Genomic DNA, 15,892 nt, shown 5'->3' on the forward strand with positions numbered 1-15,892 from the left:
ATTTTGGCTTTGGGCTACTCAGCGCTTCATGCACTATTTCAGTTGTAATTTTTAGACTTAAAAAATAACAGTTTATTTCGCTTTGACAAAAGATGCATCTAAATATTGTTCAAATGCATGGTAATTGATACGTTCATAGAGTTCTTGACGGGTTTGCATCGTGTCAACCACGTTCTTTTGCGTACCTTCTTGACGTAGCGTGTTATAGACATTTTCTGCCGCTTTATTCATAGCACGGAATGCAGACAATGGATATAAAGCGAGGCTGACATCAGCAGATGCTAATTCTTGTGTAGTAAATAATGGCGTTGAACCAAATTCAGTAATATTGGCAAGAATAGGGGCTTTAGTCGCTTGAGCAAACTGACGATACATTTCTAGTTCAGTGATTGCTTCAGGGAATAGCATGTCAGCACCTGCCTCAATATAAGCACCCGCACGATCAATCGCTGCTTGTAAGCCTTCTACAGCCAACGCATCGGTACGTGCCATAATCACAAAGCTAGAATCGGTACGTGCATCGACTGCTGCTTTAATACGATCGACCATTTCTTGCTGAGTCACAATTGCCTTATTAGGACGGTGGCCACAACGTTTTGCCCCTACTTGATCTTCGATATGCATCGCTGCTGCACCAAATTTAATTAAAGATTTGGTCGTGCGAGCAATATTAAACGCTGAGGCACCAAAACCTGTGTCAGCATCTACTAGTAAAGGTAAATCACATACATCGGTAATACGGCGTACGTCAGTCAACACATCATCTAAATTACTAATTCCTAAATCAGGTAATCCTAACGAACCTGCTGCTACACCACCACCTGACAAGTAAATTGCTTTATAACCGGCACGTTTTGCCAACAAAGCATGGTTGGCATTAATTGCACCAACGACTTGAAGTGGATGTTCTGTTGCAACCGCTTCGCGGAATTTTTGACCTGCTGTAAGTTGTGACATGTGTCTCTCCTTGTTATAAAACGATATTATTCTTAATGTTGCGATAAGATGCTGCGATATGACGACGCATCAGTAACTCAGCCAATTCACCATCGCCATCTGCAATTGCATCTAGAATGTGTAGATGTTCCATTAATGCTTTGCGCGGACGATTAGGTGTATTAGAAAACTGTATGCGATACATACGAATCAAATGATAAAGCTCATAGCAGAGCATTTTTTCTAAGATTTTATTACCGCAACTTCGAATGATGCAGTAATGAAAATCATCATCACCATGCTGTAAATAGTAACCTTTACCTTGTTTAAAATTTGGGTCTTCACTATGCAAACGCAACACTTCACGTAGGGCTAAAATTTGCTCTTTATCAATGTTTTGTGCTGCTAAACGACAAGCGAGCCCTTCAAGGTTTTCGCGAATTTGATACAGCTCAGTGAGTTGCTGTGTAGATAGCGATACCACGCGTGCACCCACATGCGCCGTGCGTTCTACTAATTTCTGCCCCTCTAAGCGATGAATGGCTTCACGCAATGGACCACGACTACTTCCATAAATACGCGCCAACTCGGGTTCAGAGATTTTGCTCCCTGCTGGCAAGTCTCCACAAATGATCGCATGCTGAATTTTTTCAAAAAGTTGATCTGTGAGCGTAAGATTATGGGTTTTGTCTAAAAGTGCTTCCATGCAGTTTTGCCTAGATTGTCAACAATATGATGAATATATGTTCAAAATAAGATGAAAAGATGTTTTTTTCAACAATGATTGTCAACAATTTTAAATTTTAAGACTAAAGCATAATAAAAATAGGTGATTTTTCAGCACTTATTGCTTATTTAAGATCGTGACCCATGAGTTCATTTTATGCAGAACAGTATTGACTTAAGCTAACATCAGAATGAATGAGCAGAATAATGAGTGAATATGGATATTGATTTTCAACTGATTAGCGCCGAACAAAAACAACTTGAACGTCAGGTCAAACGCGAAGCGCTGATGCAAGCTGCAGTTAAAATGTTTAACCAAAAAGGCTTTCATGCAACGTCTTTAGATGAAGTGGCACATAGTTTGAAAATTTCCAAACCGACCATTTATCACTATTTGGGCAATAAAGAACAGATTTTAATGACCTGTTTAGAAGCGGGTGTCGCACATTTATTACAAGCCGCTCAGCAGGTTCAACAACAACATTTTGATGGCGCAACACGCATCCGCCAATTTTTATATTTATATGGTTTAAGAATCTTGGATGATTTTGGCCGTTGCGTGATTTTAACCCCTGATGACGTACTTTCAGCCGAAGCACAAACTCAACTACATGCACAAAAGCGTCAAGTGCACCAAGCCTTTGTTGAAATGTTACAACAAGCCATGCAAGAAGGTGCTATCAGCCAGCAACATCCTGCTAAGTTACTGGCAGTGACGCTCACCGGTGCTATGAACAGTGCCGCCAATTGGTATCGTATCGATGGTGAATTAAGCGCCAATGAGGTGGTCACCCAGATGGTTGATATTTTAATGCAAGGTTTACTTACACGTTAAACCTTGCAATATTTTTCGCCGTGGTTAGGTATAGGCCTCAATAATCGTTACGTTGGCCATACCACCGCCTTCACACATGGTTTGTAAACCATAGCGCTTTCCTTCACGTTGTAGACCATGTAATAAGGTAGACATAAGTTTGGTGCCACTTGCACCTAAAGGATGACCTAAGGCAATTGCACCACCAAATTTATTCACTTTTTCAGGGTCTACCTCTAAAACCTTTAACCATGCCAATGGTACGCTTGCAAAAGCTTCATTCACCTCAAACAGATCAATATCATTTAAACTTAAGCCTGATTTTTTTAACGCACTTTGCGTAGCAAAAATGGGCTCTTCTAGCATAATGACTGGATCCCCTGCTGTAACCGTTAAATTGATAATGCGAGCTTTAGGAGTAAGCCCGTATGCTTTTAAAGCACGCTCACTTACAATCAATACAGCACTGGCACCATCACAAATTTGACTGGCATTGGCCGCGCTAATTATGCCCTCTTCTTGTAGTGGCTTAACACTTGCAATTGCCTCTAAAGTGGCCCCTAAGCGCACACCTTCATCTTGGCTATGCCATGTACCATCAGCCAATTGGATCGGCACAATTTCAGAGTCAAATAATTGCTGTTCAATAGCATATTGCGCACGTTGATGACTCTGTAATGCATATTGATCCAGATCTTCACGGCTTAAATCATATTTCTTTGCCAAGATTTCCGCGCCTTGAAATTGACTAAATGCATTAACCCCAAAACGCTGTTTAATCCGTTCACTTAAAGGATCTGCTGCTAAACCAGCTTGAGCAGCCAATTGAATATTACTAAACATAGGCACACGGCTCATACTTTCTACACCCGCAGCAATCACAACGTCCTGTGTACCTGACATGACCGCTTGCGCAGCGAATTGAATCGCTTGTTGTGAACTGCCACACTGACGGTCAATGGTTACTCCTGGAATATGTTGTGGTAATTGCGAGGCTAAAATAACATTGCGTGCAAAAGAAAAAGCTTGTTCGCCACCTTGAGTCACACAGCCTACGATCACATCATCCACCGTATGGGGATCAATTTGATTACGTTCTAGTAAAGCATTAATCACATCAGCCCCTAAATCTGCTGCATGGATATCGCTTAACTTTCCATTACGACGGCCACCTGCACTACGTACCGCTTCTACAATATATGCACTTGTCATTGTTATCCCATGTTCAATTTTTTTGTTGTCATGTATAGATAACATAATTTCTCAAGTTTCGCTGCGAAACTCAAAAAAATATTAGAACTGCAGCGTCGCTTTTGGTTTAGGTTTTGATGATTCGGATTATCTTTTTAGATCTCATTACATTGGCTTCAAACGTAAATTTTAAACGCGTTATAATCGAGCTTGATGCTCTCAGCCTTGCAGCACAAATTTCAATGTAAATTATTTTGGTCATATTCTACACCTGATAGACATTCTAGCTTGAACTATTGAGAGCATAGAAAAGTAACGCTGTCAGTCAGAATCTCAACCCATGAGCTCAATTTTTATGTGCTGTAGTAACGATTAAACATCCTCATGTTACTTTTATCAGTTCAAAAAAAATTTACGTATCTAAAGCTCATTCAATTTTCTAAGTTTCAGCGCGGAATTTTTAATTATTACATTTAATCATTCTGCAATTACACAACACTCATCATCAAATACTATACAAAATCTGCTTTTCTATCTAATCTAAACATCAAACAGTATAAAAATACCGCAAACTGCGGGCCTAAGGACAATAAAAATAAGGAAGAAAAATCATGTCAGAATTGACTGAATTAGTACAACACGCCCGCGACTATCATCTGAGCGATATTCCTAAACGCAGTGCCAAACGCCATCCTAATAAATTGGCTTTAGTAGATGGCGATATACAGTTGTCTTATCTTGATTTTTATCAAAAAGTAGAACAGCTGGCCGCTTACCTCGCACAGATTGGCTTGCAAAAATCTGACCGCTTGTTGTTGCTCAGTCATAATTGCTGGCAATTCCCTGTCATCCATTTTGCTGCAGCGCGTTTAGGTATTATTACTGTACCTGTTAACTTTATGCTCAACAGCAAGGAATTAGCCTATATTTTAGAAAACAGCCAGACTAAAATTATTTTTGCAGAAGATCAATTGACGGCAACTGTAGACGCTGCCATGCAACAATGCCAGCATCAACTACAGCATTTTTATCACATTAACTTAAATCACGCCCCTACTTTGCCTAAATGGCAAGATCTAGCAGTATGCTTTGAGCAACCTTTACCAGCTTTAGCTCCACAAGCCTTAAATGCCTATGAACCAATACGCATAATGTATACCAGTGGCACTGAATCTTTGCCTAAAGGTGTATTACTTAATAGTGAAGCCCTAATGTGGCAATATATGAGTGCGATCTTAGAAGGTGAAATGTCGGCAAATGATCGTGAAATTCATGCTTTTCCACTCTATCACTGCGCACAATTTGATGCCTTTTTAAATGTTGATCTTTATTTAGGGGCAACCAGCTATATTTTACGTGGTTTTGATGCCAATCGTGTTCTAGATTTAATCGTAAAAGAAAAAATTACTAAATTATTTTGTCCACCTACCGCATGGATTGCCTTGCTCAATGCCCCTGCTTTTAAACATGTTGATTTAACCCCCCTACAAAAAGCGTACTATGGGGCTTCTTCGATGCCTAAAAGTGTCATTAGCAGCCTACTTGAAAAACTTCCGCATATTCGTTTTTGGCAATTTTACGGCCAAACTGAAATGGCACCTGTCGCAACTGTACTTTATCCTGAAGATCATTATGATTATCCAACGTCAGTGGGTCGCCCCGTGTTCCACGTGGAAACAGCAATTATGGCTGAAGATGGTCAAATTTTGTCAACAGGTGAGATAGGTGAGATTGTACATAAAAGTCCACATTTAACTTTAGGCTATGCAAACCAGGAGCAGAAAACTGCTGAAGCTTTTTTACATGGTTGGTTCCATAGTGGTGATTTAGGTTATTTTGATTCTTCGGGACATTTATATATTGTCGATCGTATCAAAGATATGGTGAAAACGGGCGGTGAAAACGTATCTACTCTCGAAGTCGAGGAAGTGATTTATCGTTTTGAAGGAATTAGAGAAGTCGCTGTCTTTGGAATAGCGCATCCTCACTGGATTGAAGCGGTAACTGCAGTTGTAGTTTTAAAAGATCAGTATGATTTTGAATTAGAGGCGTTGTTCACGCACTGTAAACAGCATCTATCAACCTATAAAATGCCAAAGTCTATTCATGTTGTTCAAGAACTGCCTAAAAATGCAAGCGGTAAAATTTTAAAACGTCAACTACGTCAGCAATATCAAGATTATTATAATCAGAATCGTATTGCTTAAATTATTATATAATTCAGCCACTGCGCATGATATGGCTTCATTTCATTGCGCTTTTGGTTATCATAAGAAATATTAACATCATGATGATAAGCTAATGAAACACAGTATCTTATTTAGTCTGGCTATTTTTATAAGTTTCGCTGCGGGATGTGAAAAAAATGAGCCTTCATCTCAAGCTTCAGATACGCATCAAATCAATGCTGATTCTAATACCTTAGCAGATAATTTTCAAAATGCAGATGATAAAATTACTACATTGATTGATCAGATCGAGAATCCTGAAATTTCTCCATCAAATCGCCAACAAGTATTGTGCCAAGATTTTCCCAAAGTTTATCAAAACGAATATATACCGGCTCTATTGGCTTTAAATCCTAAAGATACCAGTCAAGCTCAATTACTCGAAGAAATGCAGTTTACTTTGGATTATTATCAGAAACAGTTAAATATCCAATGTGTCTAATCACAGGCCTACTCATGTAGGCCTTGAATTTTTTTAATTAGAGGGATAACGACTACTCGGCAAGAATACAGTCATCAGTCCAAATAACGGTAAAAATGCACAGACTTGATAAACCCAAATGATTCCATATCGGTCTGCGAGCACACCTAAAGCTGCTGCAGCGATCCCACCAATACCAAACATGACACCAAACATCAGACCTGAAATTAAGCCTACACGTCCTGGTACAGCCTCCTGTGCATACACAACCATTGCAGAAAAAGCAGATGAAATAATTAAACCAATAAATATAGTAAAAATAATTGTGGCAGTGAGGCTGACATAAGGCAGACAAAGCGCAAATGGAATAATACCCAAGAAAGAACTCCAAATAACCGCTTTACGACCAATTTTATCGCCAATTGGACCACCAACAAACGTACCTAAAGCTACAGCAGCTAAAAATGCGAATAGGTAGACTTGTGCTTGAGCCAAACTAAGTTGGAAGCGTTCAATCAAATAGAAGGTATAGTAATTGCTCATGCTGGCGATATAAGTAAATTTTACTAACATCAAAATAGCAATGACAGCCAAGGCACGATATAAACGAGCACCCTGTAAACCTTGCTTTTGAATAACTGGGCTTTTGTTAACTTTTTTGGCTTGTAAAACTAACCAACGGCTGACATGGCTTAATACAAAAATGGCTAATAAAGCAAATCCCATAAACCAGGCTATGGCACTTTGTCCATTGGGTACAATAATTAAAGCAGCAAGTAGAGGTCCAATAGCAGAGCCGCTATTGCCGCCTACTTGAAATGCTGACTGAGCAGTACCAAATCGTCCTCCTGAAGCCATACGAGCCACACGTGAGGCCTCAGGGTGAAATGTGGATGATCCTATGCCAATCATCATTGCGAAGCCCAGCAACATATAAAAATGATGTGCAACAGCTAAACCACCTATCCCTACAAGAGTAATTCCCATACCTATAGGCAATAAATAAGGTAAAGGATGTCGATCGGTATACAAGCCGACCAAAGGTTGTAATAAAGAGGCAGTAATCTGATATACCAAAGCGATTAACCCAATTTGAGCAAAAGTTAATTGGAATTCAGCTTTTAACATAGGATAAATTGCAGGTAAGACAGCCTGTATTAGATCATTAAGTAAATGTGCAACTGCCACTGCTGCAACCATTGAGACCACCATCTTTTCTGGCTTATGTACAGTTGCAGATTGAGATATAGACATAGAATCTTCCGTGAAGCTAAGAAGTACAGACTGAGTAAATTTGAGAGTAGTTGTATCATACGCTGACAATAGCTTAACTATCTAATATTTTAAATTGAATTAAATGATGTAACTTATGAATAGTGACTTAATAAAAAAACACCTACATAGGTGTTTTTTTAAGTTTCGCTGCGAAATTTGTAAATTAAGCCAATTGCTGTAAAAACTGCTTAATTTTCTCTAATTTGGTTTCATCTAAGTCTTGCACGCTCATACGAATTGAAACGACTGTCTTGCCTTTTAAACTTTCTGAGCATTTTAAGGAACCAAATTTTTTACCTGATGCGTTTAACAGGCTTTCTTGCTGTGGTTTAATTTTAGTCATGCTCTCTTGTTGTAGCACGATTTGTTCTTGCTCAGCATTCTCATCGGTTATATTTAACTGTGGATGGTGCTGCATGAACAGATTTTGTGATTGCTGCTCAAACTGTCTAATAAATTGCGTATTACGTTTTTTAGTTTGTACAAACTCTGCATCAAAGTATTGTCTCCATGCTGCCTCTAATAATTCTAAAGCTATTTTCTGACCAAGTTGTTCACTACTTTTATTCAGTGCTGTTTTAAGTAAGCTTGCACCTGAACCACTTAAAGCCTCAGGCGTTGTTGTGAGATCCTTACGAATGAAATCTGGTAAGTCAAATAAACTAATCAAGCGATAGTATTTGTTACGAGAGATATTAAACTTCTCAGTCATAAATTCGACATTATCAATCGGGTAACCAAAACGCTCACAACTGTTAGACAGTGCATGCGCAATTTCATAGTCAGATAAATCAGCGCGGTTAATATTATCAACCAAAGCGGTTAAGGCTGCCTTTTCGTCACTTACATCTTTGATTAAGCAATCAATATCTTTGAGTTTTAATATATCGCGTACAGCTTGTAAACGTCTTTCACCGCCAATGAGCTCATAACGACCGTTTTTAGGTCGAACAACAATAGGGTTAATCTGTCCATGCTGACGAATATTATCTGCTAACTCTTGCAACTCATTTAGATCTAAAGCTGCGACTAAACGTGGTTGATAAGGTGAAGGATCAATTAAATCTACACTAAGACGTTTTAAAGCAACACCATATTGATTACCTGTTTGCGCACGACGTTGTACAGGAGATAAATATTCCTCACCAGTATCTTGAGCCAACTTCTGCTCTGGCTGCTCGACTTGTGTCTTTTTTTCCTGTTTTTGCTTGTTGAGCAATTGATTAAACTTAGACATGTTTTGCTACCTTAAGCCGCTGTTTGTTGTTGGTACTGTTGCTCTAATAGATCAACAATACGGTCAATTGCGTCTACAGCAGGTGATTTAGAAGGTGCTAAATCATAAATTGACATCTTTGTGATCGCTGCCTGCTCAAAAACAGCAGATTGGGGAATTAATATAATTTCAGAATGAATAACTCGATTCTCTAATACAACAGTTGTAAACTCTTCCTCAAGTTGCTCTTTCATATTTTTGTCAGCAAGTTGATTCTTTTTAAAAAAATTAAGAACTGGACATAAAATCTTAAGCTCAGGATTAATGCGATCAAGACTGTCCATTGCATCTAATATTTTTTCAAAACCTTCAATAGAATACTGACCTTGTGCTGGCAAAATAAAATTATTCACAGCAACAAGCGCGTTAAAAGTCAGGGTCTCTATCTCAGGAGGACAGTCTATTAAGATAAAATCATACTCAGATTCAATACGACCTAAAATGCGCGATAAAATTTCATTGGGAATTGGACTATTACGTTGCAGATTTCTAGCTGCATCACCAATACGCTTTGAACTTGGTAATAAACTAATGTTTGCAAAACGTGTCTGCTCACCTGTTAAAATTGCAAGACTAGGATCGAATCTTTTATAGTCATCAAAAAAATCCGCTACTGAATAAGAAAGTTCTACTGCCGGTATTATACTAATATGATTGGTGGCATTACATTGCGCATCTAAATCAACAACAAGAACTTGATAACCTCGTGTAGCTAAAGCAACTGCAACATTGACTGTAATTGTAGTTTTACCTACACCGCCTTTATTTTGTGCAATCGCAGTTTTCAATGCTGGATTTCCATTCATGAATAATACCTAAAGTCTATATTTTTGTGCTGTGATGAATCTAAGTATTTTTTTTAAAAAAAGCAATAAATTTAGAAAAATTAATATGCGATTGTTTATTTTTTCCAAATCGTTTCGGAGCGAAATTTGAAAAAAATACTTACCATCTTAATTATGACTTTAAATAGATTAATTATAAGAGATAAGAGATAAGAGATAAGAGATAAGAGATAAGAGATAAGAGATAAGAGATAAGAGATAAGAGAAGTTTAGAAGTTTAGAAGTTTAGAAGTTTAGAAGTTTAGAAGTTTAGAAGTTTAGAAGTTTAGAAGTTTAGAAGTTTATGATGGAAAAGTTTTCAGTTTTCAGTTTTCAGTTTTCAGTTTTCAGTTTTCAGTTTTCAGTTTTCAGTTTTCAGTTTTCAGTTTTCAGTTTTCAGTTTTCAGTTTTCAGTTTTCAGTTTTCAGTTTTCAGTTTTCAGTTTATTAAATATTGCATGCCTTTGATTTAGAAATAATTTTTTAATTTTTTTTGCTTATTAAAATTCATTTTCACTTTAAATTTAAAACTGTGGATAACCTTAACTCAAGTTGACTTTGTTGTAAAGAAATTTAAATTCAAATTAGATCTAGTTGTGGATAAATTAGACTTCATTAAATAATTTATTCAGTAATTGATACACGAGTAAACAAAAGTTTTTTAAAGTTATCCACAGATAAAGTCTTTTTAAATTTATTTTAAATTTATTTTAATGTTTTTAAGCTAGCCTAAAAGCCAAGCCCAGCAAGGCTTTCAGAAGATATAAAGATAGTTTTTCACTACTTCAAAGATAGTTTTTCACTACTTCAAAGATAGTTTTTCACTACTTCAAAGATAGTTTTTCACTACAAATGAATAGGTGATATATTGACTATCTTTATTGAATTAGGCATGCTTAAGGTTAAACCGATAAGCACCAAAAGAAATGACTGTGAAACCTAAAAAAATTGTTGTTAAGGATAACTCTTTAATTGACGCAAGCTTTAATTTGAGCCTTGTAGAACAACGTTTAATGCTGTTAGCCATTGTTGAGGCACGTGAATTTAATGAGCTCACTTATAATACTCCAATTGAGGTAAGTGCTAAATCTTATATGGAGCAATTTGGTATTAATGAGAAGGAAAGTTACAGTGCGCTCAGGGATGCGGCTTTAACCTTAAAAAGACGTGAATTTAGTTATATTGATCGTTATAAAAGTTTTGATGCAGTTACGTGTGACAATTGGGTGAATAAAATTACTTATGTCAAAGATCAAGGTCTAGTTGTACTGTATTTTACTGATATCGTTATTAAAATGATTAGTAGACTTGAGCAACAGTTTACGCGTTATTATCTTGATCAGGTCAGTAATTTTAAAAGTAAATATTCAATTCGCTTATATGAGCTGATTATGAAATGGCGCATGCGTGGTATGACACAACGCTATGAAATTGACGACTTGCGCAGTAAATTAGGTATAGAACCTCAACAATATAAAACCATGAGTTTATTTAAGACCAATGTGTTAGAAAGAGCGTTAGAAGAAATTAATGAACAAACAGATTTAATTGTAAGTTATCAGCAGTTTAAACAGGGTAAAGCCATTACTCATTTACAATTTAAGCTAGAGCCTAAAGATCCTAAAACCGTACAAATTATTGAAGGGGATGATTTAGGTGACTTTAATTACAGTCTCACTGAACCGCAAATTGATTTATTTAGTGCTAAGTTGAGTCAGGATCCCTTATTTGGTAGTCAACATGCCAACATGGGGGAGACAGGTAAAGAGTTCCAAATTCGTATCAAGAGTATGCTGGGGGACCCTGACTGGGTGGAGCAAAATCTTGAAATATTGATGGGGGTTGGTTTTATACCTTAAGTTAAAATGTTCATTAATTATGCCCAATCTATTGAATTGGGCATTTTTTTTAATTTTTGTATCCTAAGTAGTGAAAAACTATCTTTATAAATAAAATAATATAAAACAAATGGTTATATAATTTTCATTTTAAAGAAGATCAGTAGTGAAAAACTATCTTTATGTAGGAAATGAACAAAAATATATCCAGATATTTAACTGTTAAGTAGTGAAAAACTATCTTTATATTTAAATAAATCATTAAAAATAGGTATTTAGATAGTTATAGATAGTGAATTATTTTCTCTTTAAAAGTTAAGTAGTGAAAAACTATCTTTATTTATGAAAAACACATCAATTTGAATGATTTTGGTAGTGAAAAACTATCTTTAAATAGAAATTTATATTTAAAAACAATAGTTAAGCTGAATAAATAAACAAGATTTTAGCTTTAAGTAGTGAAAAACTATCTTTATATGGTTACGTGAGCCTTATCTATGCGTTTAGGTAGTGAAAAACTATCTTTATTTTCAAAACAGACTATATTTGTAGAATTGATAAAGTATATTGGTATATAAATTAATCAATGTAGACGGTGAAGTAGTGAAAAACTATCTTTAGGACATTGAAGGCTCATTATTTGAGTAGTGAAAAACTATCTTTATAGCTGATGATTTTACTGTCTTAGTAGTGAAAAACTATCTTTATTATATTTTGGATGCACAATAATGCTGCATTTAGTGATGCAGTGCGACTTGATAGAGCAATATACGACTTTAGTAGTGAAAAACTATCTTTATAAATAGTCTAAGTAGTGAAAAACTATCTTTATATAATAGGTCCCATGAGTGTTTCTCTGTGTTCTTGTGCGACTTGACGTAGAAAATCCCAAACTAATTTGATCCGCGGTTCATGTTTTAGATCAGCAAAGGTTAACATCCAAAAGGTATGCACAAATTGAATATCGTCACTTAATACTTGTTTGAGCTCAGGCTGAGCACGTGCCATAAATACCGGTAAAATGGCCAAACCAGCTCCAGCAGAAACGGCCATTTGTTGAGCCACAATACTACTACTGCGTAAGCATGCACTGACGTCAACAGGTAGACGTTCTAGGCAATAAAGCTCAGAGCTATACACTAAGTCATTAATATAATTCACAAAGCGATGCTGTTTTAAATCTTCTATAGATTCGATCTTGGCATGCTGATCAAGGTAAGTCTCACTTGCGTACAATTTTAGACAATAATCTGAAAAACGCGTGATGATATAGGGTCCGGTTTTTGGCCGATCAATAGAAATAACAATATCAGCTTCGCGATGTGACAATTTTATGGTTTTAGATACAGGAATAAGATCTATGATGAGATTTGGATAATGCTGAGAAAAACTCGCCAATAGTTTAGCTAAAAATGCTGTTCCAAATCCTTCTGGTGTTCCTATACGTACTCGTCCTTGTAAGGGGGTATTCACCCGTTCAATTTGGAAGAAAGCCTGTTCCATTTGTTCAACGCGTGGCATGAGTTCTAAACCTTCATGGGTCAATTCATAGCCTTGAGCTTCTCGTTTAAATAAAGTGCTGCCTAAATTTTGTTCCAAAGCCTGAATACGTCTTGCCACAGTGGTATGTTCAACCCCCATAATACGTGCTGCATTGGTGAGCGTTTTTGCACGGGCTAAAACTAGAAAGAAACGTAAATGATCCCAGTCAACTTTCATAATGGTTATTTTTCCTGGTTATTTTGATTGTATAGCAAGGTGTTGTGCAATTTTGCACATCTATCGTGCATGAATTTATCTTGTTGGTCAAAAAAATCTTTGTTAGTGTCATTTCAAAGCACAACAAGATGAATCAATTTGAACGGCAAATTGATACGCGATAACAATAAGGCAAAATGCACGGAGCGAACATGAACGCAATTTATAAAAACTTGCAAGGACAGCAAACCACAACTGCAAAATTACTCATCAATGGTGAGTTTGTTGAGTCTAAAACTCAACATTGGCAAGATATTATTAATCCCGCGACACAAGAAGTAATTGGTCAAGTACCGATGGCCACCATTGAGGAAGTGAATGCCGCGATTGCTTCAGCCCAGGCAGCATTTGCCACTTGGCGTCAAACTCCTGTACAAGCGCGTATGCGTATTATGTTAAAGCTACAGGATTTAATTCGCCAAAATGCTAAATCTATCGCGCAAGTATTAACCGCGGAACAAGGTAAAACACTGGCTGATGCTGAAGGTGATATTCAGCGTGGTTTAGAGGTGGTTGAGCATGCGTGTTCTGTGGGGACGCTACAAATGGGTGAATATCTAGATGGCGTGGCGCGCGGTGTTGATACCTACACATTACAACAGCCTTTAGGTGTTTGTGCTGGAATTACCCCGTTTAACTTCCCTGCTATGATTCCGCTTTGGATGTTCCCAATGGCAATAGTATGCGGCAATACATTTGTCCTAAAACCGTCTGAGCAAGATCCACTGACCACCATGCTCTTGGTTGAACTGGCAATTGAAGCCGGTGTGCCAGCCGGTGTACTGAACGTGGTACACGGCGGTAAAGAAGTGGTGGATTTACTGTGTACGCATCAAGATATTAAAGCGATTTCATTTGTGGGCTCGACTGCAGTGGGAACGCATGTATATAACCTTGCCGGTCAACATGGTAAGCGTGTACAAGCCATGATGGGTGCGAAAAACCATGCAGTGATTATGCCAGATGCCAATAAAGAGCAAACTTTGAATGCCCTAGTTGGTGCTGCATTTGGCGCAGCTGGTCAACGTTGTATGGCACTGTCTGTAGCAATCATGGTCGGTGAAACCAAAGAATGGGTTGCTGAGCTGGTTGAAAAAACCAAAACACTTAAAGTCAATGCTGGGCATGAGCCTGATGCAGATCTGGGTCCAGTGATTTCACCACGTGCTAAACAACGTGTTTTAGATTTAATTCAAAGTGGTGTAGAGGAAGGCGCAGAATTACTACTTGATGGTCGTGATATTGAAGTTGTTGGTTATGAGCAAGGCAATTTTGTCGGACCAACCATTTTTGACCAAGCTACAACCAAAATGCGTATTTACAATGAAGAAATCTTTGGTCCTGTGCTCGCGATTATTCATGTAGATACCCTAGAAGAAGCAGTGGCTTTAATTAATGCCAATCCATTTGGTAATGGTGTTGGCTTATTTACCCAAAGTGGCGCCATTGCACGTCGTTTCCAAGATGTGATTGATATTGGTCAAGTGGGGATTAATATTCCAATTCCAGTACCAACACCATTCTTTAGCTTTACTGGCTCGCGTGGCTCAAAATTGGGTGATTTAGGCCCATACGGTAAGCAAGCGGTGCAGTTCTACACGCAAACCAAAACCATCACTAGTCGTTGGTTTGAAGATCAAGCCCCAAGTACTGGTGTCAACACCACCATTAGCCTACGTTAAGGAGCAAACAGATGAGCATTGCATTTATCGGTTTAGGCAATATGGGGGGACCCATGGCGCTCAACCTACTCAAAGCAGGACAGAAGGTCTATGGGTTTGATTTAAGTGAACAGGCTTTACAATGTTTTGCTGAGGCAGGTGGAGTAGTATGTCAAAGCCCACAAGAGGCCGCACGTCAGGCAGATGTAGTCATTAGCATGTTACCCGCGGCGAAGCATGTTCAAGAAGTCTACTTAGGTGATAAAGGCATCCTAGCAGTGTTAAAGCCAGGTGCTTATTGTATTGACAGTAGCACCATTGATCCGCAAACCATTCAAGAAATTGCTCAAGTGGCGAAAGCACGTGATATTTTGGTCTGTGATGCGCCAGTTTCAGGTGGTACTTTAGGTGCTCAAGCTGGTACCTTAACCTTTATGGTGGGTGCTGAACATGACACTTTGATTGCTGTGAGTTCAGTCCTTAAACAGATGGGCAGCAATATCGTACATTGTGGTGATGTAGGCACAGGGCAAATTGCCAAAATTTGTAATAACCTGATTTTAGGGATTTCGATGGCAGCTGTGGCTGAAGGTATGGCTTTAGGCGCGCAGTTAGGAATTGATCCACAAGCATTAGCGGGCGTGATTAATAGCTCAACAGGGCGCTGCTGGAGTTCAGAAGTTTATAATCCATGGCCAGGCATTTGCCCAAATGCGCCAGCCTCACGTGGTTATCGTGATGGTTTCGCTGCACAACTGATGCTTAAAGACTTAGGTTTGGCGTTGCAAGCTGCTGAGCAGGTTGAACAGTCGGTAGTATTGGGTGAGTTTGTTAAACAATACTATCAACAGCTTTGTGATCAAGGTCAGGGTCATCTCGATTTTTCCAATATTATCCAACACTATTTACCTGAGCCTGCAGTGGCTTAGGTCGGCTTAACGAGGT

The 15,892-nt window shown here is 37.9% G+C and carries 13 protein-coding genes; 6 read left to right on the forward strand and 7 right to left on the reverse strand.

Translation table 11 applies throughout. The features are described from left to right. Positions 1–72: 72 nt before the first annotated feature. Both prpB and AC5YCI_RS11770 read right to left on the reverse strand, forming a co-directional pair. Positions 73–957, reverse strand: coding sequence for a methylisocitrate lyase (gene prpB, locus AC5YCI_RS11765; protein ID WP_496130804.1), 885 nt, complete (start codon positions 955–957; stop codon positions 73–75). 13 nt (positions 958–970) lie between these two features. Further along, positions 971–1,642, reverse strand: coding sequence for a GntR family transcriptional regulator (locus AC5YCI_RS11770; protein ID WP_496130803.1), 672 nt, complete (start codon positions 1,640–1,642; stop codon positions 971–973). A 237-nt stretch (positions 1,643–1,879) separates the two neighbouring features. Here AC5YCI_RS11770 and AC5YCI_RS11775 point away from each other — a divergent pair, with 237 nt between their 5' ends. Continuing rightward, positions 1,880–2,497: a TetR/AcrR family transcriptional regulator gene (locus AC5YCI_RS11775; protein WP_496130802.1), complete on the forward strand. Its 618-nt coding sequence runs from the start codon at positions 1,880–1,882 to the stop codon at positions 2,495–2,497. Positions 2,498–2,521: 24 nt separating this feature from the next. Here the strand turns inward: AC5YCI_RS11775 and AC5YCI_RS11780 are convergent, their stop codons facing one another. Continuing rightward, positions 2,522–3,688: an acetyl-CoA C-acetyltransferase gene (locus tag AC5YCI_RS11780; RefSeq protein ID WP_496175555.1), complete on the reverse strand. Its 1,167-nt coding sequence runs from the start codon at positions 3,686–3,688 to the stop codon at positions 2,522–2,524. A gap of 590 nt (positions 3,689–4,278) precedes the next feature. On the opposite strand from AC5YCI_RS11780, the gene AC5YCI_RS11785 reads away from it, so the two are divergent. Next, a complete protein-coding gene (locus AC5YCI_RS11785) occupies positions 4,279–5,874 on the forward strand; it encodes a fatty acyl-CoA synthetase (RefSeq protein WP_496175556.1) in 1,596 nt (531 codons plus the stop codon). A 94-nt stretch (positions 5,875–5,968) separates the two neighbouring features. Beyond that, positions 5,969–6,337, forward strand: coding sequence for a hypothetical protein (locus tag AC5YCI_RS11790; RefSeq protein WP_496175557.1), 369 nt, complete (start codon positions 5,969–5,971; stop codon positions 6,335–6,337). Positions 6,338–6,370: 33 nt separating this feature from the next. On the opposite strand, the gene AC5YCI_RS11795 is transcribed toward AC5YCI_RS11790, so the two are convergent. The 3 genes from AC5YCI_RS11795 to AC5YCI_RS11805 all read right to left on the reverse strand — a co-directional run bounded on the left by AC5YCI_RS11795 (position 6,371) and on the right by AC5YCI_RS11805 (position 9,673). Continuing rightward, positions 6,371–7,570, reverse strand: a complete 1,200-nt coding sequence (locus tag AC5YCI_RS11795; protein ID WP_496175558.1) for an MFS transporter — start codon at positions 7,568–7,570, stop codon at positions 6,371–6,373. A gap of 184 nt (positions 7,571–7,754) precedes the next feature. Continuing rightward, on the reverse strand, positions 7,755–8,828 hold the full coding sequence (locus tag AC5YCI_RS11800; RefSeq protein ID WP_496175559.1) for a ParB/RepB/Spo0J family partition protein: 1,074 nt from the start codon (positions 8,826–8,828) through the stop codon (positions 7,755–7,757). An 11-nt stretch (positions 8,829–8,839) separates the two neighbouring features. Continuing rightward, positions 8,840–9,673 (reverse strand): ParA family protein, encoded by an 834-nt coding sequence (locus AC5YCI_RS11805; RefSeq protein WP_496175560.1) that lies wholly within the window; start codon positions 9,671–9,673, stop codon positions 8,840–8,842. 949 nt (positions 9,674–10,622) lie between these two features. Here AC5YCI_RS11805 and repM point away from each other — a divergent pair. Further along, a complete protein-coding gene (repM, locus tag AC5YCI_RS11810; protein ID WP_496130630.1) occupies positions 10,623–11,549 on the forward strand; it encodes a replication initiation protein RepM in 927 nt (308 codons plus the stop codon). 807 nt (positions 11,550–12,356) lie between these two features. Here repM and AC5YCI_RS11815 read toward each other — a convergent pair. Further along, positions 12,357–13,247, reverse strand: coding sequence for a LysR family transcriptional regulator (locus AC5YCI_RS11815; RefSeq protein WP_496175561.1), 891 nt, complete (start codon positions 13,245–13,247; stop codon positions 12,357–12,359). 191 nt (positions 13,248–13,438) lie between these two features. Between AC5YCI_RS11815 and AC5YCI_RS11820 the strand changes: the two genes are divergently transcribed. After that, on the forward strand, positions 13,439–14,968 hold the full coding sequence (locus tag AC5YCI_RS11820; RefSeq protein WP_496175562.1) for a CoA-acylating methylmalonate-semialdehyde dehydrogenase: 1,530 nt from the start codon (positions 13,439–13,441) through the stop codon (positions 14,966–14,968). 11 nt (positions 14,969–14,979) lie between these two features. Continuing rightward, the gene (mmsB, locus tag AC5YCI_RS11825; RefSeq protein ID WP_496130633.1) at positions 14,980–15,876 is read left to right on the forward strand and encodes a 3-hydroxyisobutyrate dehydrogenase; all 897 of its coding nucleotides are present in this window, start codon (positions 14,980–14,982) and stop codon (positions 15,874–15,876) included. Positions 15,877–15,892 lie beyond the last annotated feature (16 nt).

The sequence above is a fragment of the Acinetobacter sp. CY17 genome (assembly GCF_059515825.1).

Bases quoted from the DNA above. Each gene is read 5' to 3' on its own strand.
- AC5YCI_RS11770 (WP_496130803.1), bottom strand. From the start codon at position 1,642: ATGGAAGCACTTTTAGACAAAACCCATAATCTTACGCTCACAGATCAA.
- AC5YCI_RS11795 (WP_496175558.1), bottom strand. From the start codon at position 7,570: ATGTCTATATCTCAATCTGCAACTGTACATAAGCCAGAAAAGATGGTG.
- prpB (WP_496130804.1), bottom strand. From the start codon at position 957: ATGTCACAACTTACAGCAGGTCAAAAATTCCGCGAAGCGGTTGCAACA.
- AC5YCI_RS11785 (WP_496175556.1), top strand. From the start codon at position 4,279: ATGTCAGAATTGACTGAATTAGTACAACACGCCCGCGACTATCATCTG.
- AC5YCI_RS11800 (WP_496175559.1), bottom strand. From the start codon at position 8,828: ATGTCTAAGTTTAATCAATTGCTCAACAAGCAAAAACAGGAAAAAAAG.
- AC5YCI_RS11815 (WP_496175561.1), bottom strand. From the start codon at position 13,247: ATGAAAGTTGACTGGGATCATTTACGTTTCTTTCTAGTTTTAGCCCGT.
- mmsB (WP_496130633.1), top strand. From the start codon at position 14,980: ATGAGCATTGCATTTATCGGTTTAGGCAATATGGGGGGACCCATGGCG.
- AC5YCI_RS11820 (WP_496175562.1), top strand. From the start codon at position 13,439: ATGAACGCAATTTATAAAAACTTGCAAGGACAGCAAACCACAACTGCA.
- AC5YCI_RS11775 (WP_496130802.1), top strand. From the start codon at position 1,880: ATGGATATTGATTTTCAACTGATTAGCGCCGAACAAAAACAACTTGAA.
- AC5YCI_RS11805 (WP_496175560.1), bottom strand. From the start codon at position 9,673: ATGAATGGAAATCCAGCATTGAAAACTGCGATTGCACAAAATAAAGGC.
- AC5YCI_RS11780 (WP_496175555.1), bottom strand. From the start codon at position 3,688: ATGACAAGTGCATATATTGTAGAAGCGGTACGTAGTGCAGGTGGCCGT.
- AC5YCI_RS11790 (WP_496175557.1), top strand. From the start codon at position 5,969: ATGAAACACAGTATCTTATTTAGTCTGGCTATTTTTATAAGTTTCGCT.